This is a genomic window from Mycobacterium montefiorense (assembly GCF_025823255.1).
Classification (GTDB): Bacteria; Actinomycetota; Actinomycetes; order Mycobacteriales; family Mycobacteriaceae; genus Mycobacterium; species Mycobacterium montefiorense.
In genome coordinates, this window is sequence record NZ_JACKVL010000007.1 from 52,553 (window position 1) to 76,933 (window position 24,381).

Below are 24,381 nucleotides of genomic sequence, written 5' to 3' on the forward strand. Positions count from 1 at the left end.
TGTGACGAGCACGCCGAAACCTTTTGAAGTGCACGAGTCGGGCGCGTTTTTGCACGGCACCAAGGCCGACCTTGCGGTGGGCGACCTGCTGGTGGTGGGTTGTCGGTCCAATTTCGGCGGCGGACGTCTGGCGAACCACGTTTACGTGACGCGAACATTGGATGCCGCGGTATGGGGAGCCGAGCTGGCTAAAGGAGAAGGCAAGCGCCGCATCTACATCGTGGAACCGCAAGGCACGCTGGAGGACGACCCGAACGTGACCGACAAAAAGTTTCCCGGAAACCCGACTCGCTCCTACCGCACGACCGAACCCGTGAAAATCATTGGTGAGATCACGGACTGGGTGGGGCATTCATTCGAACAGCTGCAAGCCATGCGAGACAGCCTGGCCGACCTGGAGCGGCGAGGACTTGCCGTTATCTACGACTAGCGTTGAGCGCAAACGCCTTTCGAGTGCAGGTGAGTCCGCTAGATCAGGACGCGCGCTGCCGGGTCAGTTCGATGATCGCCGCGAGCCGACGCTGGACACGCTCGAGATCGGCCGCGCAGGGCAGCTCATCGGCAGCCCGGGTGATGGCCGCACCGATATCGGCGGCATCGATGTTCAGGTCGCCGCGCGCCGCCACATGAGCGGCCACCGCCGCCACCGCGTTGTCGGACATCCGGCGGCGCAACAACGCCAACAGCGGGACACAGTCGGCCTTCGGCACACCCTGCGGGTAGCCGGCGCGAATGAAGGCGTCGAATGTGGTCACCAAACCGCTCATTGGCACCGGATGACACCCCCTCCGGCCGTCATGTGCGGACACACGAGTCCGACGGCCAAACCGTACGCGCCGCCACTGAACTATCGGTGACGTGCGCGCAACGCACGTTCCACGCTTGTTGAATTCCGAGCCATCGCCGTTATTTGCTCCCCCGGGTGGACTCGAACCACCAACCCTTCGGTTAACAGCCGAATGCTCTGCCAATTGAGCTACAGGGGATTAACTCGGTCCACACGAACTCTGGCGCGGATCGCTGGACGACTCTAGCGTACTGGCACACCCGCGCCCAAGTTCAAGGCCAGCCGTTCGTGCCCAGTTAGACCGATCGGGCGCGCGCACACCCAGCCGCGTGAGGCAGGATGGACCCATCCGCATCGTCGGGGAGGGACGCTTTGATCCGATATGTCGTCGTGCTCGGACTGGGCTACGTGCTGGGCTCCAAAGCCGGACGTCGCCGATACGAGCAGCTCGTCGGTACCTATCGCGCGCTGACCAGCAGTCCGGTGGCGCAGTCGGTGATCGAAGGCGGCCGGCGAAAGATCGCGAATCGGATCTCACCCGACGCGGGGTTCGTCACCGTGGCCGAGATCGACAGCGAGACGGCCGTGGTGCAGCGCGAAGTCGAGCGACCGGCCGACGAAGCCCTCACGCCGTCAGATCGTCGCCGCTAGCCTGCTCCAGCAGGCTGCGCCGGTATGCCTCCATGGCGACGAGGTCGCCGAACAGCGCGTGATATTCGTCGCCCTGCTCGATGGGTGACATACGCTGCAGCTTCGACTTGACCTCGGCGATCTGCCGGCCCATCCAGACTTCCTGCAAACGAGCCAGCACCCCGGCGATGTAGCGGGGCAGCTTCTCGTCATCTTCATTCGGAATCGGCTCCACGCCGAGCTCGTTGACCAGGCCCGCGGTCAGGGTCGATGTGGTGCGCTGGCGCACCGCGTCGATCCACTCCGCCCCGATGAGACCCGAAGACGTGCCGCCCGCTGCTTCGATGGCCGCGCGCACGGCCACATACCCGGGGTGGGTGAAGCTCTCGACTGTCAGGGTGTCGAACACCGGGCCGGCGAACGCCGGGTACTGCAACGCCGCCTTGAGCGCCAAGCGTTGCGGCCACAGTGTCGGGTCGCGCGGGTCGGGACGAGCGGCGGCGGGCTCGGCGGGGAGGGTTTCCGCCGGCTGCGGCTCGGCACCGCGACGTCGCGGAGCGGGCGCGGAACCACCCCGGGTCGCCGGGGCCTTGGACGTCCTCGCCTCGGTCCGCACCCGGTCGATGACCTGCGCGACGTCGTCCCAACCGACCCAGCCGGCGAGTTGGCGGGCGTACTCGTCGCGCAGCGTGGGGTCTTTGATCTGACCCACCATCGGTACGCAGCGGCGCAGTGTGGCGACCCTGCCTTCGGCGTTGTCCAGGTCGAACTCGGCGATCGCGGTGCGAATCGCGAACTCGAACAACGGGGTTCGTCGTGCCACCAGGTCGCGCAGTGCGCCGTCGCCAGACTTGAGCCGGAGGTCGCAGGGATCCATGCCGTCCGGGGCGACCGCGACGAAGGACTGTCCGGCCAGGTTCTGCTCACCGCCGAAGGCCTTGAGCGCGGCCGCGCGGCCGGCCGCGTCGCCGTCGAAAACATAGATCAGTTCGCCGCGGAAGAAGCTGTCGTCCATCATCAGCCTGCGCAGCATCGCCAGATGCTCGTCGCCGAATGCGGTGCCGCACGACGCGACCGCAGTGGTGACCCCGGCCAGATGCATCGCCATCACGTCGGTGTAGCCCTCGACCACGACGGCCTGGTGTCCCCGGGCGATGTCGCGTTTGGCCAAGTCGATGCCGAACATCACCGACGACTTCTTGTAGAGCAGCGTCTCGGGTGTATTGACGTACTTGGCTTCCATCGGGTCGTCGTCGAACAGCCGTCGGGCCCCGAACCCGATCACTTCACCGGCCGAGCTGCGGATCGGCCACAGCAGCCTGCGGTGAAAGCGGTCCATCGGCCCGCGGCGCCCCTCTCGGGACAGCCCGGCGGCCTCGAGCTCTTTGAACTCAAAGCCCTTGCGCTGCAGATGTTTTGTCAGCATCTCCCAGCCCGACGGCGCAAATCCGCAACCGAAGCGTCGAGCGGCCTCGGCATCGAAGTTCCGCTCCTTCAGGTACTGACGGGCCGGTGCCGCCTCGTCGGACTCCAGCGCGGCCGCATAGAACTCGGCGGCGGCGGCGTTGGCCGCGATGAGCCTGCTGCGGCTGCCGCGATCGCGCTGCACGTTGGTGGCCGCGGCGCCGGTGTAAGTGATCGTGTGGCCGAGCCGGTCGGCGAGCAGTTCGACGGCTTCGACAAAGCTGACGTGTTCGATCTTCTGGATGAACGCATACACGTCGCCGCCTTCGCCGCAGCCAAAGCAGTGGAAGTGGCCGTGGTTGGGGCGGACGTGAAACGACGGCGACTTCTCGTTATGGAAGGGACACAAGCCCTTCAGCGAGTCGGCGCCCGCGCGTCGCAGCTGGACGTAGTCGCCGACGACTTCCTCGATGCGGGCACGTTCACGGATGGCGGCGATATCACGATCGGAGATCCGGCCAGCCATCGGCTCAGTCTAGGACGCCGCATCCGGCGGCGTAGCCGACCAGGTCAGCTGGCCGGGCCGATCACGCCGCAGGCAACGCGGTCCATCGCTATGTCGGTGTCCTGGGGGCCGTGCACCACCAGCGCCGTCTTTGTCCCGCCCAGCAGATCATCCCTGGTGAACGCATCGGTGGTGGTGACCAGGTAAGCGGAACCGTCCTGACGCACCTCCAGCGACGCCAGGTCACCGCTTTCGGGCTTTCCGGTGTGTCCGGGCGCCTGGTAGTGACCGCCTGCCGACAGGAAGTTGCCCGCCGGACCGCCCGTCGGCGCAACCGAGTTCGGCTCGCACTTGCCGACTTGGTGCACATGCATTCCGTGGATACCGGGTGCCAGGATGCCGGGGGTGTCCGTCTTCACCGTGACGGTGATGTAGCCGTCGGTGAAGTCGAACGTGGCCGTGGCCACCTGCCGACCGTCGGGTGCTTTGAGTGCAGCGCTGAGGGCTTGGCCACTGGGCGACGCGTTGGGTGTCGCCGACGATTGCAGCGGCTCGTTGTGGACCGGCGGCGTGGTGCCCGGCTGGGTGCTCGCATGCTGGGGCGAACTGCAGCCGGCGATGGCCACGACCGGAATCGACAACAGGGCGGCAACGGTGGTGTTTGTGCTCATGCCCCGCAGCCTAACTTGTGTAGTCCAGCCTAAGAATGCCGTGACGGGCTCGTCGGGCCGGCATCGATTCGTTCCAGCCGCCCCTCGGTGTAGGAGGCGATTTGGTCGATGACGACCCGTAACCGGGCACCGTCGTCGGCGGCCGTGGTGAACGCCGAGGCGAACATCGGATCGAGCGTGCGGGGGGCCCCGGCGTACAGCCACTGCGCCACTTGATGAATGCGGTCGCGTTGGCGGGCTTGGGTTTCCAGATGCCGTGGGTCCGACATGATGAACTGCAGCGCCAGTATTTTCAGCAGGGCGACCTCGGCGCGCACCAAGTCGGGCACCTGCAGCTCGGCCTGGAAACGCACCAGCGGCCCGGCACCGGCCGCCGCGCGCGTGGTGGCGATCGCGGCCGAAGCGAACCTGCCTACGAGTTCGCTGGTCAACTGCTTGAGCGCGACCGATGCGGCCAGCGTGGCGTCGTACTTGCCGACCGCCGCAACCACCGGCAGCCCCGACAGCCGGCGCGCGGCAGCCATGAAATCGTCGGCGCTCACCCGGGAAAATTCGCTCTCCCCCAGCTTCGCCAGCGCCGCCGCCTCGTCGTCGTCGGCAAGCACCCGCAAATCGATGCGCTGCGAGACGACGCCGTCCTCGACGTCGTGCACCGAGTAGGCGACATCATCGGCCCAGTCCATCACCTGTGCTTCCAGGCACATTCGGTCCGTCGGCGCGCCCGCGCGCATCCAGTCCGCGGTGTCGCGGTCCGCCTCGTAGAACCCGAACTTGCGTCCCTCACGACGCGTCCACGGATATTTCGTGACCGCGTCCAGCGAGGCGCGGGTCAGATTCAGCCCGGCGCTATTGCCTTGCTCATCAAGCACTTTGGGCTCGAGACTGGTCAGGATCCGGAAATTCTGGGCATTGCCCTCGAAACCGCCGTACTGGTCGGCGACCTCGTTGAGTGCGCGCTCGCCGTTGTGCCCGTAGGGCGGGTGCCCGATGTCGTGGGCCAGCCCGGCCAGCTCGACGAGATCGAGATCGCAGCCCAGTCCGATCGCCATGCCACGCCCGATCTGCGCGACCTCCAGCGAGTGCGTCAGCCGGGTGCGCGGGGTGTCACCTTCACGAGGCCCGACGACTTGCGTCTTGTCCGCCAAGCGACGCAACGCGGCACTGTGCAACACGCGCGCCCGATCCCGGGCGAAGTCGGTGCGGTGCTGACCGTCGGTGCCCGGCAGACCCGCAGTCTTCGGCGCTTCGCCCACCCGCCGTTGACGGTCGAAGTCGTCGTATGGGTCTTGCAGGTTCGTGATCACCGACGCACAGTCTGCCAGGGAATGCCGGGAAGTGGCCGTGCTGCGCCTCGGCGCTAAATTGACCTATGCGCACCCGCTTACTCGGCGTGATCCTGACAATGCTCATCACCGGGCTGCTGGTGGCACCGCCGGTCGAAGCGCAGCCCCCGTTCCGGCTGGCGGGGTACCTCACCGACAACGCGGGCGCGCTGTCGATCTCCGGTCGCGCCGAGGTCGACGCGGCGATCGACAAGCTCTACGCCGACCGCCACATCCGGTTGTGGGTGGTCTACGTCGAGGACTTCTCCGGCCAGAACGCGATGGACTGGGCACAGCGCACCGTCCACGAAAGCGATTTGGGCGCCTACGACGCGCTGCTCGCGGTGGCCACCACCGGACGCGCTTATGCGTTCCTGGTGCCATCCGGGGTCAAAGGCGTGACCCAGACTCAGGTGGACGACCTGCGCCATAACGGGATCGAACCCGATCTGCGCGACGGCGACTGGAGTGGTGCAGCGGTTTCCGCGGCGGACGGACTCAATTCGACACCGAATTCGTCGAACCGATTCTGGCTGCTGGGCACACTCGGTGTGATAGTTCTCGCGGTAGTCGCCCTGCTACTCGTCATGCGCTATCGCCGCCGGCGACGCAGCGCCGCCGAATTGGCTGCCGCCCGGCGTGTCGACCCCACCGACCCGACCGCACTCGCCGCCGTGCCGCTGGGAGCACTCGACGACCTGTCGCGCGCGATGGTGGTGGAGGTCGACAACGCGCTGCGGACGAGCTCCAACGAGCTCGCCCTAGCGATCGACGAGTTCGGCGCCGAACGCACCAAGCCCTTCACTCGAGCCGTCGACAACGCCAAAGCAGCTCTGTCCCAGGCTTTTACCGTGCGCCAGCAACTTGACGACAACACGCCCGAGACGCCCGCGCAGCAGCGCCAGCTACTCACCCAGGTGATCGTGTCGGCGGCCGGCGCCGACTGCGAGCTGGAAGCCCAGACCGAGGCGTTCGAGCAGTTGCGGGATTTGGTGGTCAACGCCGCATCGCGGCTGGACGCGCTGACCCAGCAGGTTGTCGAACTCACCGCCCGCATCGCGCCGGCCGAACAGCGGCTGGCCGAGTTGAACAACGAATTCGGCCCTGCGGCACTGACTTCGGTGTCGGGCAATGTCGCCGCCGCCAAGGAGCGATTGGCATTCGCCGACCGCAACATCGGCTCGGCCCGGACGCTGGCCGGCCAGGCCGTGAGTGGACAGCAGAGCGGTTTGGTCGACGCGGTGCGCGCCGCCGAGTCGGCGCTCGGGCAAGCCCGCGCGCTGCTCGACGCGGTGGACAACGCGGACAACGACATTCGGCGTGCCGTTGATCGGTTGCCGTCGGTGATGACCGACATCAAGGCGGGCATTGCGCACGCTACCGAGCAACTGCAAAGCCACGGCGTCAAATCCGCGCATACCAGCGAGCTGGTGGCGGCCCGTGACGCCGCCACCAGAGCCGTCGCCGCCGCCGGCGGTGGATCCGTCGATCCCCTGGGCACCTTCGCCGCGCTGGCCAAGGCGGACTCCGACCTCAACCGGCAGTTGGCCACCCTGGCCAAGGAGCAGGCGGCCGCCGACCGGCTCAATCGATCACTCGAGCAAGCGTTGTTCACGGCGGAGGCGCGGGTGCGCGGTGTCTCGGAGTTCATCGACACCCGTCGCGGCAGCATCGGACCCGACGCTCGAACCCGGCTCGCTGAAGCCCAACGGCATTTAGAGGCTGCAAACGACCAAAAGCCGACCAACCCGGCCGAGGCGATTGCCCACGCCAATGCGGCATCGACACTGGCTGCCAACGCTCAATCGCTGGCCAACGCCGACGTGATGTCGGCGCAGCGCGCCTACACCCGCGGCGGCTACGACACCGGCGCGATACTCGGCGGCATTATCATCGGAGACCTCCTCAGCGGGGGCATGCGCGGCGGATTCGGCGGTTGGAGCCCCGCGTCGTTCGGCGGCTCTTCGAGCTCGTCGCCGGGCGGCTCCGATGGCGGCTTCATCGGCGGCGGTGGACGCTTCTAACCAATACGTAGTGGCGCGCTCTTCCGAGCCGGCAGACGATTCCAAAACAATAGGTAGTGGCGCACTCTTCCGAGCCGGCAGACGATTCCAAAACAGCAGTAGGGGCGCACCGAATCGGTGCAGCCCTACTGCTCGAAATCGCGTTAGGCCCAGCTGGACCCGACGGCGCTGTCGGTGCTGGCCATGTTGTTGCCCGCGGACTGCACCTTCTGGCCGTGCTGGTTGGCCTGCTCGTAGATCACCTGGAAGTTACGACCCAACTGGGTGCATCGCGAACGATGGCCTGGTGCTCGGCTTCCAGCGAAGCAGCCTGCGCGCGGATCAGGGCGCCGTGGGCGTCCACATCTCCGAACTGATAATTGATTGACATTGTCTACGTCCTCAGGTGTTGGGTAGCAGCTAGTGGCCGAGGGCCTGCTGCGAGGCCTGCTCTTGCGTCTCGTAGTTGTTGGCGTCACGGATCAAGCCGTCACGCACGCCGTGCAGCATGTTGACAATGTTGGTGAACGCCTGGTTCATCTGACCCATGGTGTCGTAAGANGTGGCCTGAGCCTGACCACTCCAGCCCGCGCCGGCGATGTTCATCGACGACGACCACATCTTGCGAGCCTCATCCGACACCGTCTGCGCGTGCATCTCAAAGCGGCCGGCCATCGCACGCATCGCGTGCGGGTCGGTCATCGACGACCACATCTTGCGAGCCTCATCCGACACCGTCTGCGCGTGCATCTCAAAGCGGCCGGCCATCGCACGCATCGCGTGCGGGTCGGTCATAAAACGTGTTGCCATGTTGCCTTTCTCCTTTTTCGGTTGATGCCGTTAATTCATGGAAGTCTTCGCGGCTGGCAGTGGCCGCGCAGCGCACAGATTACGGCGTAGCGGTTAACTGCCAGCCTCCAACGAGTTACATGTGAACCCTTTTTTGGTGCGTCACACAACGACCTGCTTCGGCATGACAATCGGCTTGAAGCCGTACCGCGGACCCGCGCCATAGGCACCGGCGCCCTTGGCCCCGGCCAGCATTCCCGGCATACCGGGCGCGCCCATGCCCGTCCCGGTTTCCTCGACGGGGACATTCCAGCCCGAGCCCTCGACCGGAGCGGTAGACGAAGCCAATTCCGCCGTGGGGGTGGCCGCGGACCAGGTGGCCGGCACCGAGAGCTTGCCGACGGTGGTCGCCTGCCCCAGACTGCCCATCGCTCCTGCGCCGAGACCGCCGACCGGAGCGACCGATCGGACCATGGTTCCCTCGACCACGCCGGCCGAGCCGGCTTCGGGGACCACGTCACTAACCGCCGCTGCCGGCACCGCGGCACCGGCCAGCGTGTGACCCAGCGATACCGCGGTCGGGATCGTGATCATGGTGAACCAGGCCGCGGTGTTGACCGCGCCGTTGATCGCGTTCAGCACCGACGGCGTACCGAGGAAGCCGTCGATCGATTGCAGAATGTTGTTGCTCGAGAAGGGGATCTGCAGCGCGTCGGTCAACGAGCTCAAATCCAATGCATCCAACGCCTGGAACGGGGTATCTGCCGCCTGGAACGCGCTGTTGGCATCCTCGAGGGCCGGCCCGGCCGGGTTGGTGGTCGTCGTCAGTGGTGTCACCGGCTGCAGGGTCGCGGCAGCTGCCTCCGCAGCGGCCTGGTAGGCACTCATCGCGGTGGCGTCCTGGACCCACATCTCCTCGTACTCCATGTCCAACGCCATCAGCTCCGGGAGGGTGAAGGGGAGACCCCCCAATGCGGCCGCCCACTCGGCGCGATTCGCATAAACAAGCGCCGGGCTCACCACCGACGCATGTGCAGCCTCAAAGGCGGCGGCAGACGCTGCGGCCGCGGAGCTCGCTTGCTCGAGTGCGGCCGCCGTGTCGGTCAGGTAGGACACGATCGGCTGGGCGGCGGTTGCGGCCGCGGCCGACCCGCCACCCGTCCACTGCTCTGTCGTCAGCAACGACACGATCGACTCCCACGAGGTGGCTGTGGTGCTCACTTCGGCGCCCAGGTTGGCGTACGCGGTTGCGGCGGCCATCAGTGGCGCCGAGCCCGGGCCGGTGTATACGAGCGTCGAGGTGATCTCCGGAGGTAATGCGGCAAACTCAAAAACCATTTCTTTCCCCTAAATTCGTCCGAATTAGCTGTTCAGTAACCGTGACGGTCCGTGCTTTGCCCTAGACGGCCGTTGGCTTCGGCATGACGATCGGCTTGACGCCGTAGCGCGGCGCACCAAAGCCGCTGGAGGCGCGTCCCGCGCCGGGAGCGACCATGCCGGGCATGCCGGGGATGCCGGCGCCGGCCTGCGGGGCAGCGCCGGTCCAGCCCACCGTGTGCAGCGGCGTAGCGGTGGTGCCCAGCACCGGGGTGACCTGGCCGCCGGCCCAACTCGGGGGCACCGCCAGATTGCCGACCAGGGTGCCCTGGCCTAAGCCCGCGACCACCGGCATTCCCATGCCGGCCGCGCCGACCGGCACCGGGGTAGTCGAGGCGGCGAGGTCCGCGGCGCCGGCCGCGGCGGCGGCGTCGCCGATGGTGTCACTGCCGGCCGGAAGCAAACCACCACCGGCCATACCGACCAGGTTCGACGCGGCCGAAGCCCAGTTACCACCACCGATGTTGAGGATGTTCGCCGCGTTACTCGATAGGCCGAACACTCCGCCGAGCATCGACGGGTTGGTGTAGTTGCCGGTACCACCGAGCAGGTAGGTGAGCCAGTCGAGGACGGTGCTGCCGGGACCGGGAGCCTCTACCTGCGACACCGGATCCGAAAGGAGGCTGGCCTGTTGCATCGGGTCGGCTTCGGAGAGAAGAGCCTGAGCGGCGTTGGTGGCCTCGGCGTCGCTGTAACTGGTGGAGCTGCTTCCCAGGTTGGTCGCATACGTTTCCAGCTGGGTCTGAGCTTCGCCCGCGGTCGCCTGGTACGAGGTGCCGAACGCCGAGAAGATCACCGCCTGCTGGGCCGATACGGGATCAGCGCCGGCCGGAGCCACCGCGGTGGTCGCTGCCGCGGCGCCCGCGTTTTGTGCCGCCAGGTTGGCGTTGATCGCTTCTAGCTGCCCCTGCGCGGCTAGCAACTCTTCAGTCACTGTTGTCAGGAAGGACATCCATTGCTCCTCTAGGGTTGGAACCATGTCGTCCCAAAGCTCTGGGTCGACCTACGTGGTGGGCGTACGAGCCGCTGTGTGATTGCGTAAGGCTAAATTCCCCACTGACCAAGTTCCCGATTGAAATGGCGAGGGTGACGGGCGTTTACGGCCTCTTAACGTCGACGCAGGCAGTTTTAACAAGCACCTAGCAACCGACATGGCCGTGTCATCTGACACTAGGGGCGATACCGCTAAATGTTGCGCGGCGCGCGGATAGTACGCGAAGCTCGGCCGGCACGCACCCCCAGAATTCGGGCAAAGCCGGATGGGACGCGGTGTCGGCGGTCTTGGTCTAGCGCGCTAGATTCGCCGCCGGGGCCCCCATAGCCCAATTGGCAGAGGCAGCGGACTTAAAATCCGCACAGTGTCGGTTCGAGTCCGACTGGGGGCACGCAAAAAGTGGTGCTCACCGAGCGCAACCCTGGGTGTGATCACCCGTTAACGCGAAAGAAGTGTGACTGGCGGCCGATCTTGGGCCAGCTCACATCTTGCTGCGGTTTTCTGGGCAGTAGGCGGCAACCGCCGCACCCACGATGCTGCCCGCACCGTTGTTACTCACCCCGAGTGCCTTCTTCACATCGCCGACGGTTTGCTCCATCGTGTCCCCAGCGGCAAAGTCCGTACACACCGCGTGACCGACGTTGATCATCGTCTGGTCCTGGCCGTTTGCCCAGCTCAGCCCTCGCTGCTGCAGGGTCTGCAGGTACGTGTCATCCGCCGGGTCGGCATGCGCGCTCGGTGCGGCGGCGATACCAAGGAGGCCGGCCACAACGGCAGCGATCGGGCCCGCCATCCGTGCCGTGTTCTTCATTCGTCGACTCCTTTGGGTGAACTGCCTGCATGCAGGACCCGAATCCTAACTTCGTCTTGACATTATGTCTCCCCGGCGCAACGAGCGGTCTCCGGTTGTGGCCTGTGCACCCGGCTGTCGTGCACGAGATATGTTCCAGTGCAACGTATTACAGCTTACGGCGAGCTCGCGTCGATGGCCATTGCCAGGAAGTCCAGCCGCCACAGTTCCCGAAAAAGCCTGCGCGCATGGGCCTGTGCCTCGCCGTCGCCGCGCTGCGCGACGATGGCAGCGATCTCACCTATGCTGCGCTGGCCGTCGACGAGCTCCGCGAAAGCCAGATCGGCCGCGCCGAGCCGCAGTCGGGCGCCGGGTCCCATCAGGTCGGCTCCGGACAACATGCACGCGGTGCGCGACACGGGAATGTAATCAAGGGTCTGGGCCGCCGAGAAGTCGATCGTGTACTGCTGCGTCGGGCGGTCCGGACGGCAAGCCATGAAGAAATGCGTCGCATTCAGGGTCTGCAGCCGTTCCATCACCGACCAGAGTTCGCGGTCGGGCAACTGGGCCAGATGAGATCCGAATTCGCCTGACTGCGTGAGGATTTCGTGTGGATAGTACGGCGACTTGTGGAACCACCCTTGGAATGTGAGCCCGGCCGAGGCGACCAGATCGAGGCATTCGTCGACGGTGTAGCTGCGTTGGCGGCCATGCAAGAAGGTGTCGACGAGAGCGCCGTCGGTCTGCAAGTCGCGAGCCACCGTCAAGTAGCTGCGGACGGGATGGTCCGCGGGCAGCATCGCGATGATGTCCTTGACCGCCTGCACTGACGCCTCGTCCTGGGACAGCCCCAAGTCGCGAAACGCCGACTCGAGCAGCTCGACCCCGGTCCGGCCGTACTTGGCATAGAGCATCACCCCCAGTGCGCCGTCGCGGCGCAAACACCCGGCGAGCGCCCGCATACCGGTCAGCGGGTCGGCCAGGTGATGCAGAACGCCGGTGGACACGATCAGGTCGAAGTCGCGGCCCAGCGCCGATACCTCTTCGATCGGCAGTAGGTGCAATTCCAGGTTGTGCAGGGCGTGCTTGTCTTGCAGATACTGCTGGTGGTTCAGTGCCGATTGGCTGACGTCGATGGCCACCACCTTGGCGGCGCGGTTGGTGAAGGCGAATACCGCGGCCTGGTTGGCGCCGCACCCCGCGATCAGAATGTCCAGGTCGGCGCGATAGTCCCGGTCCGGCCACAACACCCGGTGCGCGCGGAACGGGTCGAACCACTCCCAGTTGTTCTTCGAGTAGATCTCGAGGTCGTCGATGGGCGGCGGGTACTGCCACCGGTCGTATTGCCGGGAGACCATGTCGTTGCGCGGATCGTCGTTCACTACAGACGCAATGTAGTGGCTTTGCTGGGTTGCCGCCGGACGCGATGCGGCGATGCGCGCCGTGGTATGAGCCAGCAACTCCTACACTGGCGCACCGTGGGCATGCTCTTTGGATTTGCGCCGTGGCTTATCTACTGGGTGCTGGTTGGCAACGTTCCCTTCAAGACCGCGGTGGTGGTCGCGTTGGTGATCGCTGCCGCCGCGTTTCTGATCGGGCGTCTGCTCGGTAAGCCGGGCGGCACGCTGGAGGTCGGGGCGGTCGCCACCTTCGCGGTGCTGACGGTGCTGACCTTCACGCTCAGCGAGTCGTTCATGCACCGCTGGATACAGCCACTCAGCAGTGGCGGGATCTTCCTGGTGGCTCTGATCGGCCAGCTGGTCGGCAAGTCGTTTGTGCGTGAGTTCGCCGCGGCGGAGCAACCGCCTGACGTGGTCAAGACCGAGCTGTTCGACCGGATCACCGACGTCTTGTCCTGGATCTGGATCGCCGCGTTCGCCGGAATGACGGTGTCGTCCGCGATTCCGCCGGTCTTGGAGGAGTTCGGCGGGCGCGAGGCCACGATCCTCGATACGCGGACTCCGCTGCTGTTCATCTGCTACTGGGTCATCCCGTACTCGCTGCTGGGCGTGGCGGCGCTGGCGTCACGGTATGTGCCAGAGCGGATGCTCGTCGGGATCGACGACGTCGCCCGGGAGACCTCGTTCGTCGCCTACGACGAAGCAACGATCGATGAGCTGTATTACCTCGCCCAGGAACACGCGAATCGCGAGGTGGGCCCGGGCAAGGAGGCGTACAACGTGAAGGTCGGGGGGATCGGAACCCCGCTGACCGGAGACGAGTCGCGCAAGTCGTGGCCCTCGTCCTACAAGGTGCGCGACAAGGACCATTAGGGGCGCGCTGTTCGTCCGCGCGCCCGACATCCACCGGCGCGACAACTTCCACTTGTTAGGTCGATCGCATGGCATCCCACAGGACTTGGCCGCTGGCTGCCGCCACGGTGCTGATCGCGGTGGCAGCTTGCTCATCAGGCCACTGGGGGTCGGGCGCCAAGGTGGCGTTGAGCACCGGCGCCGGCAAGGCGCTGACCATCACCCCGGATCAGCTGCTGGCCGCGACGGACGGCGAGACGCCGGTGGCGTTCGGCAAGCCCGAGCAGGGCAACATCGCGTACGGCGCCAACGGCGCGATGATCTACACCCCCGACGCGGGCTTCACCGGCACCGATCGGCTCCACATCACCGTCACGCCCAGCGTCAAGCTCTATGCCGAGAACCTGCCGCCGCTGGCGACTGTCGGCGGCGTCGCCGTCCAGGCCAACGCGCACGGCTCCGCAATCGCCCCGGTGCCCGGTAGCTCCAACGAGATTTACGGCCTGACGGATCGCGGCCCCAACGTAGCCGGGCGCACGCCGAACGAAATCGTTTTCCCCGTACCCGATTTCCACCCGCAGATCGCCAAGCTCAAGCTCGCCGACGGGGTGGCGTCGGTGGAGCAAATCATCACGCTGGCCGGCAAGGACGGCGCCCCGTTGGTCGGACTGTCCCACCCGCAGGCCAGCACCGGCGATTCGATGGTCGACATCAACGGTGCCCCGTTGCCGCCATCCGATCACGGACTGGACGGCGAAGGCTTGGTCGCTTTGCCGGACGGCACCTTCTGGGTTTCCGACGAATACGGCCCGTTCATCGTCCATTTCGACGCCAACGGCAAAGAGCTGGAACGGCTTTCGCCTTTCGACGGAACTCTGCCCAAGGAGCTTTCGCTGCGCAGCCCGAACCACGGGATGGAGGGCCTTACCGTCACCCCCGACGCCACGACATTGGTGGGCATCATGCAGTCGGCGCTGCAAACACCCGGTCTGGTCGGCCCGTCGACGTCGGTCCCGATCACCCGCATCGTGACGATCAAACTCGCCAACCGCGGCGACGTGCACGAGTACCTGTACCCGCTGGCCAACCTCCAGCAGACCAAGGTCGCGGTCTCAGAGATCACCGCGGTCACGGCCACCACCTTCCTGGTCGACGAGCTCGACGGCGAGCCACAACCCAACGGCAACAAGAAGATCTACTCGGCCGACATCTCCGGGGCCACCGATGTGGGTCCGCGCGCGAAGCTGCCCGGGGCGACCTATCGGGCCGACGGCGGCGGGTTGCTGATCAATGGGGTTCCGATCGAGACCTTCGTCGGAGTCGGCGGGGTCGACGCGGCGACCGACGAACTCAGCGCCGCCGGTATCACGGTGACGGGCAAGAGGCTCAAGCTCGATCTCACCGACATGCTGCGTTCCCTGTCCGCCAACGGCAACTTCTTTGGGCACGCCAAGATCGAAGGCGTCATCACTCCGGACGGCGGAAAGACGATATTCATCGCCAACGACAGCGATTTCGGGCTGGCCGGCCTGGCGTCCACCACCGCGCCGTTTTCGCTCATGCCCAAGATGGCGCCCAACGGTGCTGCGGACAGCGGTGAGATTCTGACGGTCGACACCGGGAAGCTGCCCCCCACGATGGAGTCGGAGACAGTCCCTATCAAGGTTGCCTGAGCCCCGACGCGAAGTTCGGATACGTTGGTGTCGGGCGGGCGCACCACCCCGCCGGCACCCGGATGAGCCGCACGCGCTGCGCACCCGATTGCGGCCCAGCAAGGAGCATTTCGATGAATGCGGTTAGCCCAGATGCCATTCGCGCGGAGACGATCACCATCACCGGCCATGGCGGTGAGGAGATCGAGGCCTACCGCGCGACACCGCTCGCGCAAGGATCGCGCGGCGCGGTCGTCTGGATCCATCACATGCCCGGCTACGACCGCGAGACCAAAGAGTTCGTCCGCCGGCTTGCCGTCAGCGGCTATCACACCGTGGCGCCGAATCTTTACTCCCGCGAGGCGCCGGGGGCCGCTCCCGACGACGCGGCCGCCGCGGTGCGCGCGGCCGGCGGGGTGCCCGACGAGCGGCTGGTCGGCGATGTCGCGGGCGCGATCGAGCACCTGCGGTCGCTGCCCGGCGCGAACGGGAAATTCGGCGTCATCGGGCACTGCTCGGGCGGCCGGCACGCCTACCTGGCGGCGTGCTCGCTGCAGCTGGACGCCGCCGTGGATTGCTACGGCGCCTTCGTCGTAGAGGACCGGCCCGAGGGCATGCCCAAGGCCATGCAACCGATCCTGCATCTGGCGCCGAAGCTGAGTTGTCCACTGCTGGGGCTGTTCGGCATCGACGACAAATTTCCGGCCCCACCCGCGGTGGCCACGCTGGACGCGGAGCTGAACAAGCTGGACAAGCCACACGAGTTCCACTCCTACCAGGGCGCGGGCCACGCGTTCTTCTCGGTTGACAGACCGGCGTATCGGGCGGAGGCGGCCGTCGACGGCTGGCGCCGCATCGACGAGTTTTTCGCCACCCATCTGAAAGGCTAGGTCCGCCAAGCGATGTGCACATATCTGACCGAACACGTCGACATCGATGGCAGTGGCAAGGGTGCGCTGGGATGGTTCGGCGCGCACCGCGCGACCGTCTACGTCGACCATCCCGTCCACGCGCCCTACGGCCACACCGTCAACATCGACGTCATCAATCCGGAGCTCGGGCCGTCGGCGCGGGTCGCGCTGGAGCTCACCGCGGAAAGTGCGCTGGCGTTGGCCGACGCCATCCACAAAGCGATTGCGAATGCGCCGGCCGGCCTTGCGTCCAGGGACCAGTAGGTGAGCCATGACCGAGAATGACTACCCGCAGCCGGCCGCCGCCCGCGGGAGGATCGAGCCGGCACCGCGGCGGGTCCGGGGCTTTTTGGGCGCCGAGCTGGTCTTCGACACCACCGCGGCTCGCTACGTGTGGGAAATCCCTTATTACCCGGCGTATTACGTGCCGCTAGCGGATGTGCGCCAAGAGTTCCTGCGCGACGAGGACCACGCGCAGAAAGTGCAGCTGGGGCCCTCGCGGCTGCATGCCCTCGTCGGGGCCGGCCAGACGCACCCGGCGGCCGCGCGGGTGTTCGACGCCGACACCGACAGCCCGGTAGCGGGCACGGTGCGCTTCGAATGGGACGCGCTGCGGTGGTTCGAGGAAGACGAGCCCATCTACGTCCACCCGCGCAATCCCTACTCGCGGGTCGACGCGCTGCGCTCGCACCGACACATTCGGGTAGAGCTGGACGCCGTCGTGCTGGCCGATACCCAGTCGCCGGTGCTGCTCTTCGAAACCGGTTTGCCGACAAGGTATTACCTCGATCCCACCGATGTCTTTTTCGCGCATCTGGAGCCCAGCCCGACTCAGACGCAATGCCCGTACAAAGGGGTGACGTCGGGCTACTGGTCGGTGCGCGTCGGCGACACCGTGCATACCGATCTCGCGTGGACGTATCACTATCCGCTGCCCGCGGTGAGCCAGATCGCGGGGCTGGTGGCTTTCTACAACGAGAAGCTCGATATCGAGGTCGACGGTGTCGGCCTGGCCCGGCCAAAGACGCAGTTCAGCTAATTAACCGCGACATGCCGAGCCCGCTGAATGTGACATTTACCTCTTTTTGCCGACAAATCTAATGAATTCTTATTCGGCTATGTGCTCACTGCTCGCATCAGCATTAGCCTAACTGCACATAGCCGCAGATAGTCCCTCTATGACTTGTTTGCCTGGGGGTGGCCGTGTATATACTCGGTAACAATCACCTGAGCAGATCCTGAGGCCGCACGGTGATTTAGCCGACATTGCCGATTTAAATGATTTTTGGCCGAAATTGGGCCAGTAAAATTTGTGCAGATCAGCGCATTTCTCCGGTGCTGAAACGCGGTTATCCCAGCCGCCGGTGTCGCATCAGAGTTGCGGTGACCGGCCCGAGCGGAGATCGCCGTTGACAACAGCGAAGGCGGTACGAACGTGAACGAACTCAACGGCCGGCAGGCCGCCAGCGAGATCGTCGAGGTCGACCCCACGCCGGTGGCCGTCGAGATCGCGGTCGGCAACGGCCCGATCAGCGGCATCGCCATCAGCCGCGACGGCAGACGACTGATGGTGACCAACTTTCGCGCTGGCAGCGTCTCGGTCATCGACACTGACTGCTTCCGGGTCGTCGATTCGATCGACGGCGTCGACGAACCGTTTGCCATTGCGGTGGACGGGTCGGGACTACAGGCATACGTCAGCACGGCGTCGGCGTCCTATGACTCGATCCAGGTCATCGACATGTCCACGAACGCGGTGGTCGCGACGCACCCGCTGGCGCTGTCCGTCAGCGACCTAGCGGTCGATGCCGCCGGGCGCCATGTGTACGCGAGCCGCAACGCCGCCGGTGTTGTCGACCTCGCTGTCCTGGACACCAGGACCGGACGGGTTCAGGCAATCAGTGTCGCGGACGCCGCGGCGGGCACCGCGACGGAATGCGTGCGGGTGCGCCCCGACGGGACTCGGGCCTATGTGGGGATCAACGGGCCCGCCGGCGGCCGGCTCGTGGTGATCGGCACGAAAGCGCAGTCCGGTGCGGCCGGCGGCCACACCGGCTGGCGGAAGAAGCACGGCACCGACCGCCAGACCGCATTGCAGGTCATTGACACCGTGGAGATCGGCTTGCCCGTCCGCGACGTCGCCCTGAGCCGGGGCGGTGCGCTCGCCTATGTGGCGAGTTGCGCTCCCGAGATCGGTGTCGTGGTCGACGTCATCGACACCCGGACCAACAAGATCACCAACACGCGCAAGGTCGGCGAGATCGGCGGCATTCTCACCGGGATGACGCTGTCCGCCGACGGCGATCGCGCCTATCTGGTCAGCGACGACCGCGTCACCGTGCTGTGCACGCTGACCCACGACGTCATCGCCACCATTGGCGCGGGCACCCAGCCGTCGTGCGTGGTGGAGAGCCCGGATGGGACGCGCCTGTACATCGCCGATTACTCCGGTGCCGTGAGCGTTGCGCCGATCGTCTCGGCCACCACGCTGGCCATCGAGAGCGCCGTGCCCAACAGCGAGCTGTCGGCGACCGGTTGGATGCTGCCCGACCTGATGCCGCAGGAGCCGGTGCCCGCCTGACTCTCGGCCGGGGGTACAACACGCCTTGTCAGGGGAACCCTTTCTCCTGATGTAGCGCGGCGATACCATTCGCCCGACCGACCATGTGGCGGTGCTGCGCCGAGACCGTAAGGCGGTAGATCGATGGACAGCACAATGCAGGACTTTCCGCTGACTATCTCCGCGATCATGCGGCACGGCTGCGGCGTTCACGGGGCCCGAACGGTCACCACCGCGATGGCTGACGGCTACCGCCACACCACGTACCGCGAATTGGGTCAGCAGGCGGCTCAACTGGCGAACGGGCTGCGCGGTCTGGGCGTGACCGGAGATCAGCGGGTCGCGACGTTTATGTGGAACAACGCCGAGCACCTGGCGACCTACCTTGCGGCGCCCTCGATGGGTGCCGTGCTGCACACCCTCAACATCCGCTTGTTCCCCGAGCAGATCGCCTATGTCGCCAACGAAGCAGAAGACCAGGTCGTGCTGGTTGACATGTCACTGGTCAAACTGCTCGCCCCGGTACTGCCCGAGCTCAAAACGGTGCACACCGTGATCGCGGTCGGCGAAGGCGATACGGCGCCGCTGCAGGAGTCGGGCAAGACGGTGCTGCGCTACGCGGAATTGCTCGAGGGCCAGCCGACCGAATTCGACTGGCCACGCATCGACGAGAATTCCGCGGCCGCGATATGCTACACCAGCGGTACCACCGGAAACCCCAAAGGTGTTGTCTACAGCCATCGTTCGAGCTTCCTGCACACAATGGGCGCATGCAGCACCAACGGGATCGGGGTCGGGGCCTGCGATCGGGTGCTGCCGATTGTGCCGATGTTCCACGCTAACGCGTGGGGGCTGCCGTACGCGGCGGTGATGGCCGGCGCCGACTTGGTGCTGCCCGATTGCCACCTCGACGCTCGATCGGTGATCGGCATGATCGAGAAGTTACGGCCTACTCTGGCCGGCGCGGTACCGACCATCTGGAACGACGTGATGCATCACCTCGAAAAAGACCCCGACCACGACATTTCGTCGCTGCGGCTGGTCGCCTGCGGCGGCTCGGCCGTTCCGGTGTCGATGATGCGCACCTTCGAAGACAAGTACAACGTCCAGATCCGGCAGCTGTGGGGCATGACCGAAACGTCGCCGCTGGCCACTTTGGCCTGGCCGCCGGTCGGAACGCCGCAAGACCGGCACTGGGCCATCCGCGGCACCCAGGGCCAACCGATATGCGGTGTGGAAATGCGGATCGTCTCCGACGACGGCGCGGTGCTACCCAACGACGGTCAGGCCGTGGGTGAGGTGGAAGTCCGTGGCCCGTGGATCGCCGGCTCCTACTACCGCGGGCACGACGATTCGAAATTCGATTCCGGCTGGCTGCGCACCGGCGATGTCGGTCGCATCGACGAGGAGGGCTTCGTCACCCTCACCGACCGCGCCAAGGACGTGATCAAGTCCGGCGGGGAGTGGATCTCCTCGGTGGAGTTGGAGAATTGCCTGGTCGGTCACCCCGACGTGCTCGAGGCCGCAGTCGTCGGAGTTCCCGACGAACGCTGGCAGGAACGCCCACTGGCCGTCGTCGTGCTCAACGAAGGTGCGTCAGTCAGCGCCGGCGAGCTGCGAACGTTCCTCTCGGACAAGGTCGTTCGTTGGTGGCTGCCCGAACGGTGGGCTTTTGCCGACGAAGTCCCGCGCACCAGTGTGGGTAAGTACGACAAGAAGGCGATCCGATCCCGCTACGCGGACAACGCATACGAGGTCACCGAGGCGCGCGACTGAGCGGCTCGTCAAGCCAGAGGTCTGAAAGGGTTAAGCGCATGGCACATTCGCGTGTTGTCTCCGAATCGCTGGTGATCCCCGTGCCCGTCGAGGAGGCCTTCCACCGCACCCTGCCGGCGCCGCTTCCGGAGATTTTCAGCCGCCGGCACGGGGTGTTCCCGCCGATCAAGGAGGTCCGCGACCAGACGGGTGATTGGGACGCGGCGGGCCAGACCCGCACCGTGGTGTTGGCCGGTGGTGGTAGCACCCGCGAGGAGTTGACCAGCGTCGACCCACCGCGATCGTTCGGCTACCGGCTCGGCAACGTCACCGGCCCGATGGCTTTGCTGGTCGACCACGTGCTGGGCGAGTGGATCTTCACCCCGGCCGCCGGCGGCACCCAGGTCACCTGGCGCTGGGACATTCACCCGCGGTCGGCGCGCAGCGCCTTGGCGCTCCCGGTGTTCGCCGCGATGTGGAAGGGCTACGCGCGCCGGTCGCTGCATGAGCTGTCGGTGCTGTTGACGCGCTGAGGCCGCAACGGCATTCGGTACCGTCGAGCCATGTGTCGACTCTTTGGCCTGCACGCCGGGACGCACGCTTGCACCGCGACCTTCTGGCTGCTGGACGCACCGGACAGTCTGTCCGAACAGAGCAGGCGGAACCCGGACGGCACCGGCCTGGGTGTGTTCGAATCCAACGGCGGACCGCGGCTGTACAAGGAGCCGATCGCGGCCTGGCAGGATGCCGACTTCGCCACCGAAGCACACCGCAAGACCGGCACGACGTTCATCGCCCACGTGCGCTACGCGACGACCGGGTCGCGCGACGTCCGCAACACCCACCCGTTTCTGCAGGACGGCCGGATCTTCGCGCACAACGGTGTGCTTGAGGGGCTGGGGATCCTCGACGAACGGCTGCGCGAGGTCGGCACCGATGACCTGGTGCTGGGCCAAACCGATTCCGAGCGGGTATTCGCGTTGATCACCGCATCGATCCGCGCCGCCGACGGCGACGTCTGCGCCGGCATCACCGACGCGATGACCTGGCTTGCCGCGAACGTGCCGATCTATGCGGTCAACGTGCTGCTGAGCACGGCCACCGATATGTGGGCGCTGCGCTACCCGCAAACCCACCAGCTCTGCCTGCTGGACCGCCGCGACGGGGCACCGGATCCGGAGTTCGATTTGCGTACCAAGCGAATTCACGCCCAATCCGAAGCTCTGTGCACGCGCCCGTCGGTGGTGCTGGCGACCGAACCGATGGACGACGACCCGCGCTGGCGTCTGCTGCATCCCGGCGAGCTGGTGCAGGTCGACGGCTCGCTGCAGATCAACCGAACGATGATCCTGCCGGACCCGCCCCAGCATCTGCTGCGCCGGGAGGATCTCAGCGTCCCGGTCGAAGACGCGCAGCACGCACTGCCCAACACCAGGAAGTTGTGACATGACAATCAGACGCGCGCTGGTGCTGGCCGGTGGGGGGATAGCCGGAATCGCTTGGGAAACAGGTATTCTGCAGGGCATCGCCGATGAGTCGCCGGCCGCCGCACGGCTGCTGCTGGATTCGGATGTGCTGGTCGGCACGTCGGCGGGTTCGGCGGTCGCCGCCCAGATCGGCACCGGCAGCACGCCCGAGGCGCTGTTCGAACGGCAAGTCGCCGAGACGTCGGCCGAAATCGATTCCGGCGTCGACTTCGAGACCATCACCGAACTGTTCTTGACCGCCCTGGCCGTGCCGTACGACGAGTCGCCGCCCAGGACGCGTCAGCAGATGCAGCGGATCGGGGCGGTGGCGCTGGGTAGCAAAACCGTGCCCGAGCCGGTCCGCCGCCAGGTGATCGTGCAGCGCCTGCCGTCGCACGACTGGCCCAGCCGCACACTGCGTATTACCGCAATCGACACGGCCACCGGCGAATTGGTGGTCTTCGACTCCGATTCGGCAGTGCAGCTTGTCGATGCGGTGGCGGCCAGTTGCGCGGTGCCGGGCGCGTGGCCGCCGGTGACGATCGCGGGCCGGCGGTACATGGACGGCGGGATCGCCAGTTCGGTGAACCTCGGTGTCGCCGACGACTGCGATGCGGCCGTGGTGTTGGTGCCCTCGGCGCCCGATGCTCCAGCACCGTTCGGCGACGGACTGGCCGCCGAGATCGCGGCGTTCGACGGCACCACATTCGCGGTGTTCGCCGACGATGGCTCGTTGAAAGCGTTCGGGCCCAACCTGTTAGACCCGCGCTGTCGGGTCAGCTCGGCCGAGGCTGGACGTGAGCAGGGTCGCCGTGAAGCGCGCGCGATCGCCCGGTTCCTGGGCGTCTGATCGGATCAGCCTTCGATCGCGGGCCCTACGGGTTCGGTGGCCACGTGTTCGAGCGCATCGAGGGCCTGATCGGCCAGTAACCGTCCGACGTCGATCACCTCCGCGGCCCGATGAAAGTCCAGGCTCCGGCAGGTCGAACGTGGTACCTCGATCAGCAGATCGGGCGGGTAGGCCGAGAGCATGTGGCGGGTGAGCGCCGACTGGGCGATGTCGAATGCCCGGTACATCACTTCGAAGCTGCCCAATTTCGGAACCCCGGGCCCGCCCACGAGGTCGTCGGTATCCGCGTCGCCGGCTTCCTCTGACCAAGTGTCAGCGCCGAATCGGCTCAACACGGCGCGCGCGGTGGGGCGGTCGAGCAGTGAGCGAACGGCCGACGTGTCGAGCAGCGCAGAAGTGCTGCGCACCATCCGGTTCAGCAACTCAACGGTGGCGCCGGGCTCGGGGGATCGTTTGGCGATCACTTCGCTGCCGCTGACGCCCACCGCGATCGTCAGATCGGCGTTGACCGCGGCGAGCGGAGCCATTGGCAGCGGATCCAGGATGCCGCCGTCGGCGAGCAGGCGTCCGCCGACTTGGTGCGGAGGGATCACCCCCGGAATCGCGATGGATGCCCGGATCGCCTCGTCGAGCGGTCCGTGCTGAAACCACACCGACTTACCGGCCAGCAGGTCGGTCGCCACCGCGGTGTACGGGATCGACAGTTCCTCGATCGTGACCGGGCCGAGGATGTCGCGCACGGCCTCCAGGATCTTCTCGGCCCGCATCACCCCCGCCGCGCTGATCGACGGGTCAAGCAGCCGCAGAATCGTGCGTTGCGTCAACGACTTCGCCCAGTCGGCGAACTCGTCAAGCCGTCCGGCGGCCTGCAGACCCCCGATCATCGCGCCCATCGACGAGCCGGTGATCCCCACGATCTCGAAGCCGCGCGCATCGAGCGCCTCGATCACCCCGATGTGGGCGTAGCCCCGGGCGCCACCGCTCCCGAGCGCGATCGCGACCCGGGGCGGTGCTGAGCGTCGTGCGGCAACTTCGGTAGGCACCCCTACATTTTGCGTGGCGGATCGTGCCGTCGCCGGGTCGGGGCGGCACTTTTTACAGCCGTGATCGCAATTGCGCAGGCGTTCGAAGCCCGTTCGCCTGGTGCTACCCGCATTCGTCGTTGGCGGCCGCCCGCGCGGCGGTGATCACCGCTGCCTGCCGGGCCGGCGCCAGGTCCACCCACCTGGCATTCCAGCTGCCAGCAGTGCCCGAAGACGAGGTCTGGACCATGGCCAGATACGGCTCGAACTGGGATTCTCCGGTCTTAGGCCGGGCGTCCATCCACACTTTTGCGGCGTGACAGGCCTGGTAATACTCTTCTTCGGTCGAATCCGCGGGGACGTCGACCCTGGTTGTCACGCCGGCGGGGGAGAGCCCGACAGCTCCCGGTGGCGCCGAAGTGGGGCCGTGCGGAATGGCCGCCGGCCGCGTCGTCGACGATGTGACCTTGCCCGGGGGACCGCCGCCCGGCGAGCATCCCGTGACCGCAGACAGTCCGGTCACAGACGTCGCCGCAACGAGCGCGCCCCACAGCAGGGGGCGATGACAGCACCAGCGCACCGTCTCAATCTATGCAACACTTGCGGCCGTGATGGAGCGCTTCGGATTTTGCGAGTGTTGT

At 66.3% G+C, this 24,381-nt stretch carries 24 protein-coding genes, 2 tRNA genes and 2 pseudogenes; 14 read left to right on the plus strand and 14 right to left on the minus strand.

Translation table 11 applies throughout. The features are described 5' to 3' along the window. The first annotated feature begins 1 nt into the window (after nt 1). Nucleotides 2–430 (plus strand): NAD(+)--rifampin ADP-ribosyltransferase, encoded by a 429-nt coding sequence (arr, locus tag H7K34_RS04880; RefSeq protein ID WP_264060676.1) that lies wholly within the window; start codon nt 2–4, stop codon nt 428–430. Between the two features lie 43 nt (nt 431–473). Here arr and H7K34_RS04885 read toward each other — a convergent pair whose 3' ends face one another. After that, nucleotides 474–755, minus strand: coding sequence for a DUF3349 domain-containing protein (locus H7K34_RS04885; protein ID WP_165839898.1), 282 nt, complete (start codon nt 753–755; stop codon nt 474–476). Nucleotides 756–913: 158 nt separating this feature from the next. Next, nucleotides 914–986: transfer RNA gene (locus H7K34_RS04890), tRNA-Asn, on the minus strand. A 173-nt stretch (nt 987–1,159) separates the two neighbouring features. Between H7K34_RS04890 and H7K34_RS04895 the strand changes: the two genes are divergently transcribed. Then, nucleotides 1,160–1,438 carry a hypothetical protein gene (locus tag H7K34_RS04895; RefSeq protein WP_264060677.1) on the plus strand — a complete coding sequence of 93 codons (279 nt, stop codon included), beginning with the start codon at nt 1,160–1,162 and terminating at the stop codon, nt 1,436–1,438. On the opposite strand, the gene dnaG is transcribed toward H7K34_RS04895, so the two are convergent. Genes dnaG through H7K34_RS04910 form a run of 3 tightly spaced genes read right to left on the minus strand, consistent with a single transcriptional unit; the run spans nt 1,413 to nt 5,301 of the window. Then, nucleotides 1,413–3,347, minus strand: a complete 1,935-nt coding sequence (dnaG, locus tag H7K34_RS04900) for a DNA primase (protein ID WP_264060678.1) — start codon at nt 3,345–3,347, stop codon at nt 1,413–1,415. The genes H7K34_RS04895 and dnaG overlap by 26 nt on opposite strands. A 44-nt stretch (nt 3,348–3,391) precedes the next feature. Then, the gene (gene sodC / locus H7K34_RS04905) at nt 3,392–3,997 is read right to left on the minus strand and encodes a superoxide dismutase[Cu-Zn] (RefSeq protein WP_264060680.1); all 606 of its coding nucleotides are present in this window, start codon (nt 3,995–3,997) and stop codon (nt 3,392–3,394) included. Between the two features lie 29 nt (nt 3,998–4,026). Next, the gene (locus H7K34_RS04910) at nt 4,027–5,301 is read right to left on the minus strand and encodes a deoxyguanosinetriphosphate triphosphohydrolase (protein WP_264060681.1); all 1,275 of its coding nucleotides are present in this window, start codon (nt 5,299–5,301) and stop codon (nt 4,027–4,029) included. Nucleotides 5,302–5,366: 65 nt separating this feature from the next. On the opposite strand from H7K34_RS04910, the gene H7K34_RS04915 reads away from it, so the two are divergent. Continuing rightward, nucleotides 5,367–7,343, plus strand: coding sequence for a TPM domain-containing protein (locus H7K34_RS04915; RefSeq protein ID WP_264060682.1), 1,977 nt, complete (start codon nt 5,367–5,369; stop codon nt 7,341–7,343). A 143-nt stretch (nt 7,344–7,486) separates the two neighbouring features. On the opposite strand, the pseudogene H7K34_RS04920 reads toward H7K34_RS04915, so the two are convergent. The 5 genes and pseudogenes from H7K34_RS04920 to H7K34_RS04935 form a co-directional block, all read right to left on the minus strand. Next, a pseudogene (locus tag H7K34_RS04920) lies at nt 7,487–7,713 on the minus strand (type VII secretion protein EsxI). A gap of 29 nt (nt 7,714–7,742) precedes the next feature. After that, nucleotides 7,743–8,036 carry a WXG100 family type VII secretion target gene (locus H7K34_RS04925; RefSeq protein ID WP_264060964.1) on the minus strand — a complete coding sequence of 98 codons (294 nt, stop codon included), beginning with the start codon at nt 8,034–8,036 and terminating at the stop codon, nt 7,743–7,745. Beyond that, nucleotides 8,025–8,132 (minus strand): annotated as a pseudogene (locus tag H7K34_RS27040) (WXG100 family type VII secretion target); the annotation flags it as partial. The pseudogene H7K34_RS27040 and the gene H7K34_RS04925, both read right to left, overlap by 12 nt. A 141-nt stretch (nt 8,133–8,273) precedes the next feature. Next, on the minus strand, nt 8,274–9,449 hold the full coding sequence (locus H7K34_RS04930) for a PPE family protein (RefSeq protein WP_264060683.1): 1,176 nt from the start codon (nt 9,447–9,449) through the stop codon (nt 8,274–8,276). A gap of 61 nt (nt 9,450–9,510) precedes the next feature. Next, on the minus strand, nt 9,511–10,440 hold the full coding sequence (locus tag H7K34_RS04935) for a PPE family protein, SVP subgroup (RefSeq protein ID WP_264060684.1): 930 nt from the start codon (nt 10,438–10,440) through the stop codon (nt 9,511–9,513). Between the two features lie 359 nt (nt 10,441–10,799). On the opposite strand from H7K34_RS04935, the gene H7K34_RS04940 reads away from it, so the two are divergent. Further along, nucleotides 10,800–10,873 (plus strand) — tRNA-Leu (locus H7K34_RS04940). Nucleotides 10,874–10,963: 90 nt separating this feature from the next. Here H7K34_RS04940 and H7K34_RS04945 read toward each other — a convergent pair. Then, entirely contained in the window at nt 10,964–11,293 is a 330-nt protein-coding gene (locus tag H7K34_RS04945; RefSeq protein WP_264060685.1) for a DUF732 domain-containing protein, read from the minus strand. 155 nt (nt 11,294–11,448) lie between these two features. Further along, the gene (locus H7K34_RS04950) at nt 11,449–12,654 is read right to left on the minus strand and encodes a class I SAM-dependent methyltransferase (RefSeq protein ID WP_264060686.1); all 1,206 of its coding nucleotides are present in this window, start codon (nt 12,652–12,654) and stop codon (nt 11,449–11,451) included. A 96-nt stretch (nt 12,655–12,750) separates the two neighbouring features. Here H7K34_RS04950 and H7K34_RS04955 point away from each other — a divergent pair, with 96 nt between their 5' ends. The 10 genes from H7K34_RS04955 to H7K34_RS05000 all read left to right on the plus strand — a co-directional run bounded on the left by H7K34_RS04955 (nt 12,751) and on the right by H7K34_RS05000 (nt 22,718). Further along, nucleotides 12,751–13,545 (plus strand): hypothetical protein, encoded by a 795-nt coding sequence (locus tag H7K34_RS04955; RefSeq protein WP_264060687.1) that lies wholly within the window; start codon nt 12,751–12,753, stop codon nt 13,543–13,545. A gap of 68 nt (nt 13,546–13,613) precedes the next feature. Continuing rightward, nucleotides 13,614–15,197 (plus strand): esterase-like activity of phytase family protein, encoded by a 1,584-nt coding sequence (locus H7K34_RS04960; RefSeq protein WP_264060688.1) that lies wholly within the window; start codon nt 13,614–13,616, stop codon nt 15,195–15,197. Between the two features lie 113 nt (nt 15,198–15,310). Continuing rightward, nucleotides 15,311–16,066, plus strand: a complete 756-nt coding sequence (locus H7K34_RS04965) for a dienelactone hydrolase family protein (RefSeq protein ID WP_264060690.1) — start codon at nt 15,311–15,313, stop codon at nt 16,064–16,066. A 12-nt stretch (nt 16,067–16,078) separates the two neighbouring features. Further along, the gene (locus H7K34_RS04970) at nt 16,079–16,351 is read left to right on the plus strand and encodes a DUF6295 family protein (RefSeq protein WP_264060691.1); all 273 of its coding nucleotides are present in this window, start codon (nt 16,079–16,081) and stop codon (nt 16,349–16,351) included. 7 nt (nt 16,352–16,358) lie between these two features. Then, complete coding sequence (locus H7K34_RS04975; protein ID WP_264060693.1) at nt 16,359–17,126, plus strand: DUF427 domain-containing protein; 768 nt, start codon at nt 16,359–16,361, stop codon at nt 17,124–17,126. A gap of 396 nt (nt 17,127–17,522) precedes the next feature. Beyond that, entirely contained in the window at nt 17,523–18,668 is a 1,146-nt protein-coding gene (locus H7K34_RS04980) for a YncE family protein (protein ID WP_264060694.1), read from the plus strand. A 123-nt stretch (nt 18,669–18,791) separates the two neighbouring features. Continuing rightward, entirely contained in the window at nt 18,792–20,423 is a 1,632-nt protein-coding gene (locus tag H7K34_RS04985; RefSeq protein ID WP_264060695.1) for a long-chain fatty acid--CoA ligase, read from the plus strand. 38 nt (nt 20,424–20,461) lie between these two features. Beyond that, complete coding sequence (locus H7K34_RS04990) at nt 20,462–20,935, plus strand: SRPBCC family protein (RefSeq protein WP_264060696.1); 474 nt, start codon at nt 20,462–20,464, stop codon at nt 20,933–20,935. Nucleotides 20,936–20,965: 30 nt separating this feature from the next. Beyond that, nucleotides 20,966–21,847, plus strand: coding sequence for a class II glutamine amidotransferase (locus H7K34_RS04995; protein WP_264060697.1), 882 nt, complete (start codon nt 20,966–20,968; stop codon nt 21,845–21,847). Nucleotide 21,848: 1 nt separating this feature from the next. Further along, nucleotides 21,849–22,718 carry a patatin-like phospholipase family protein gene (locus H7K34_RS05000; protein WP_264060699.1) on the plus strand — a complete coding sequence of 290 codons (870 nt, stop codon included), beginning with the start codon at nt 21,849–21,851 and terminating at the stop codon, nt 22,716–22,718. A gap of 5 nt (nt 22,719–22,723) precedes the next feature. Here the strand turns inward: H7K34_RS05000 and H7K34_RS05005 are convergent, their stop codons facing one another. Next, complete coding sequence (locus H7K34_RS05005; protein WP_264060700.1) at nt 22,724–23,761, minus strand: patatin-like phospholipase family protein; 1,038 nt, start codon at nt 23,759–23,761, stop codon at nt 22,724–22,726. A 103-nt stretch (nt 23,762–23,864) separates the two neighbouring features. Continuing rightward, nucleotides 23,865–24,263: a lipoprotein LpqV gene (locus H7K34_RS05010; protein ID WP_372510687.1), complete on the minus strand. Its 399-nt coding sequence runs from the start codon at nt 24,261–24,263 to the stop codon at nt 23,865–23,867. Between the last annotated feature and the right edge of the window lie 118 nt (nt 24,264–24,381).

What these genes read in the sequence shown, in the direction of transcription:
- dnaG (WP_264060678.1), bottom strand. Translation starts at nt 3,347, where the DNA reads ATGGCTGGCCGGATCTCCGATCGTGATATCGCCGCCATCCGTGAACGT.
- sodC (WP_264060680.1), bottom strand. Translation starts at nt 3,997, where the DNA reads ATGAGCACAAACACCACCGTTGCCGCCCTGTTGTCGATTCCGGTCGTG.
- H7K34_RS04915 (WP_264060682.1), top strand. Translation starts at nt 5,367, where the DNA reads ATGCGCACCCGCTTACTCGGCGTGATCCTGACAATGCTCATCACCGGG.
- H7K34_RS04930 (WP_264060683.1), bottom strand. Translation starts at nt 9,449, where the DNA reads ATGGTTTTTGAGTTTGCCGCATTACCTCCGGAGATCACCTCGACGCTC.
- H7K34_RS04935 (WP_264060684.1), bottom strand. Translation starts at nt 10,440, where the DNA reads ATGTCCTTCCTGACAACAGTGACTGAAGAGTTGCTAGCCGCGCAGGGG.
- H7K34_RS04945 (WP_264060685.1), bottom strand. Translation starts at nt 11,293, where the DNA reads ATGAAGAACACGGCACGGATGGCGGGCCCGATCGCTGCCGTTGTGGCC.
- H7K34_RS04960 (WP_264060688.1), top strand. Translation starts at nt 13,614, where the DNA reads ATGGCATCCCACAGGACTTGGCCGCTGGCTGCCGCCACGGTGCTGATC.
- H7K34_RS04965 (WP_264060690.1), top strand. Translation starts at nt 15,311, where the DNA reads ATGAATGCGGTTAGCCCAGATGCCATTCGCGCGGAGACGATCACCATC.
- H7K34_RS04970 (WP_264060691.1), top strand. Translation starts at nt 16,079, where the DNA reads ATGTGCACATATCTGACCGAACACGTCGACATCGATGGCAGTGGCAAG.
- H7K34_RS04975 (WP_264060693.1), top strand. Translation starts at nt 16,359, where the DNA reads ATGACCGAGAATGACTACCCGCAGCCGGCCGCCGCCCGCGGGAGGATC.
- H7K34_RS04985 (WP_264060695.1), top strand. Translation starts at nt 18,792, where the DNA reads ATGGACAGCACAATGCAGGACTTTCCGCTGACTATCTCCGCGATCATG.
- H7K34_RS04990 (WP_264060696.1), top strand. Translation starts at nt 20,462, where the DNA reads ATGGCACATTCGCGTGTTGTCTCCGAATCGCTGGTGATCCCCGTGCCC.
- H7K34_RS04995 (WP_264060697.1), top strand. Translation starts at nt 20,966, where the DNA reads ATGTGTCGACTCTTTGGCCTGCACGCCGGGACGCACGCTTGCACCGCG.
- H7K34_RS05000 (WP_264060699.1), top strand. Translation starts at nt 21,849, where the DNA reads ATGACAATCAGACGCGCGCTGGTGCTGGCCGGTGGGGGGATAGCCGGA.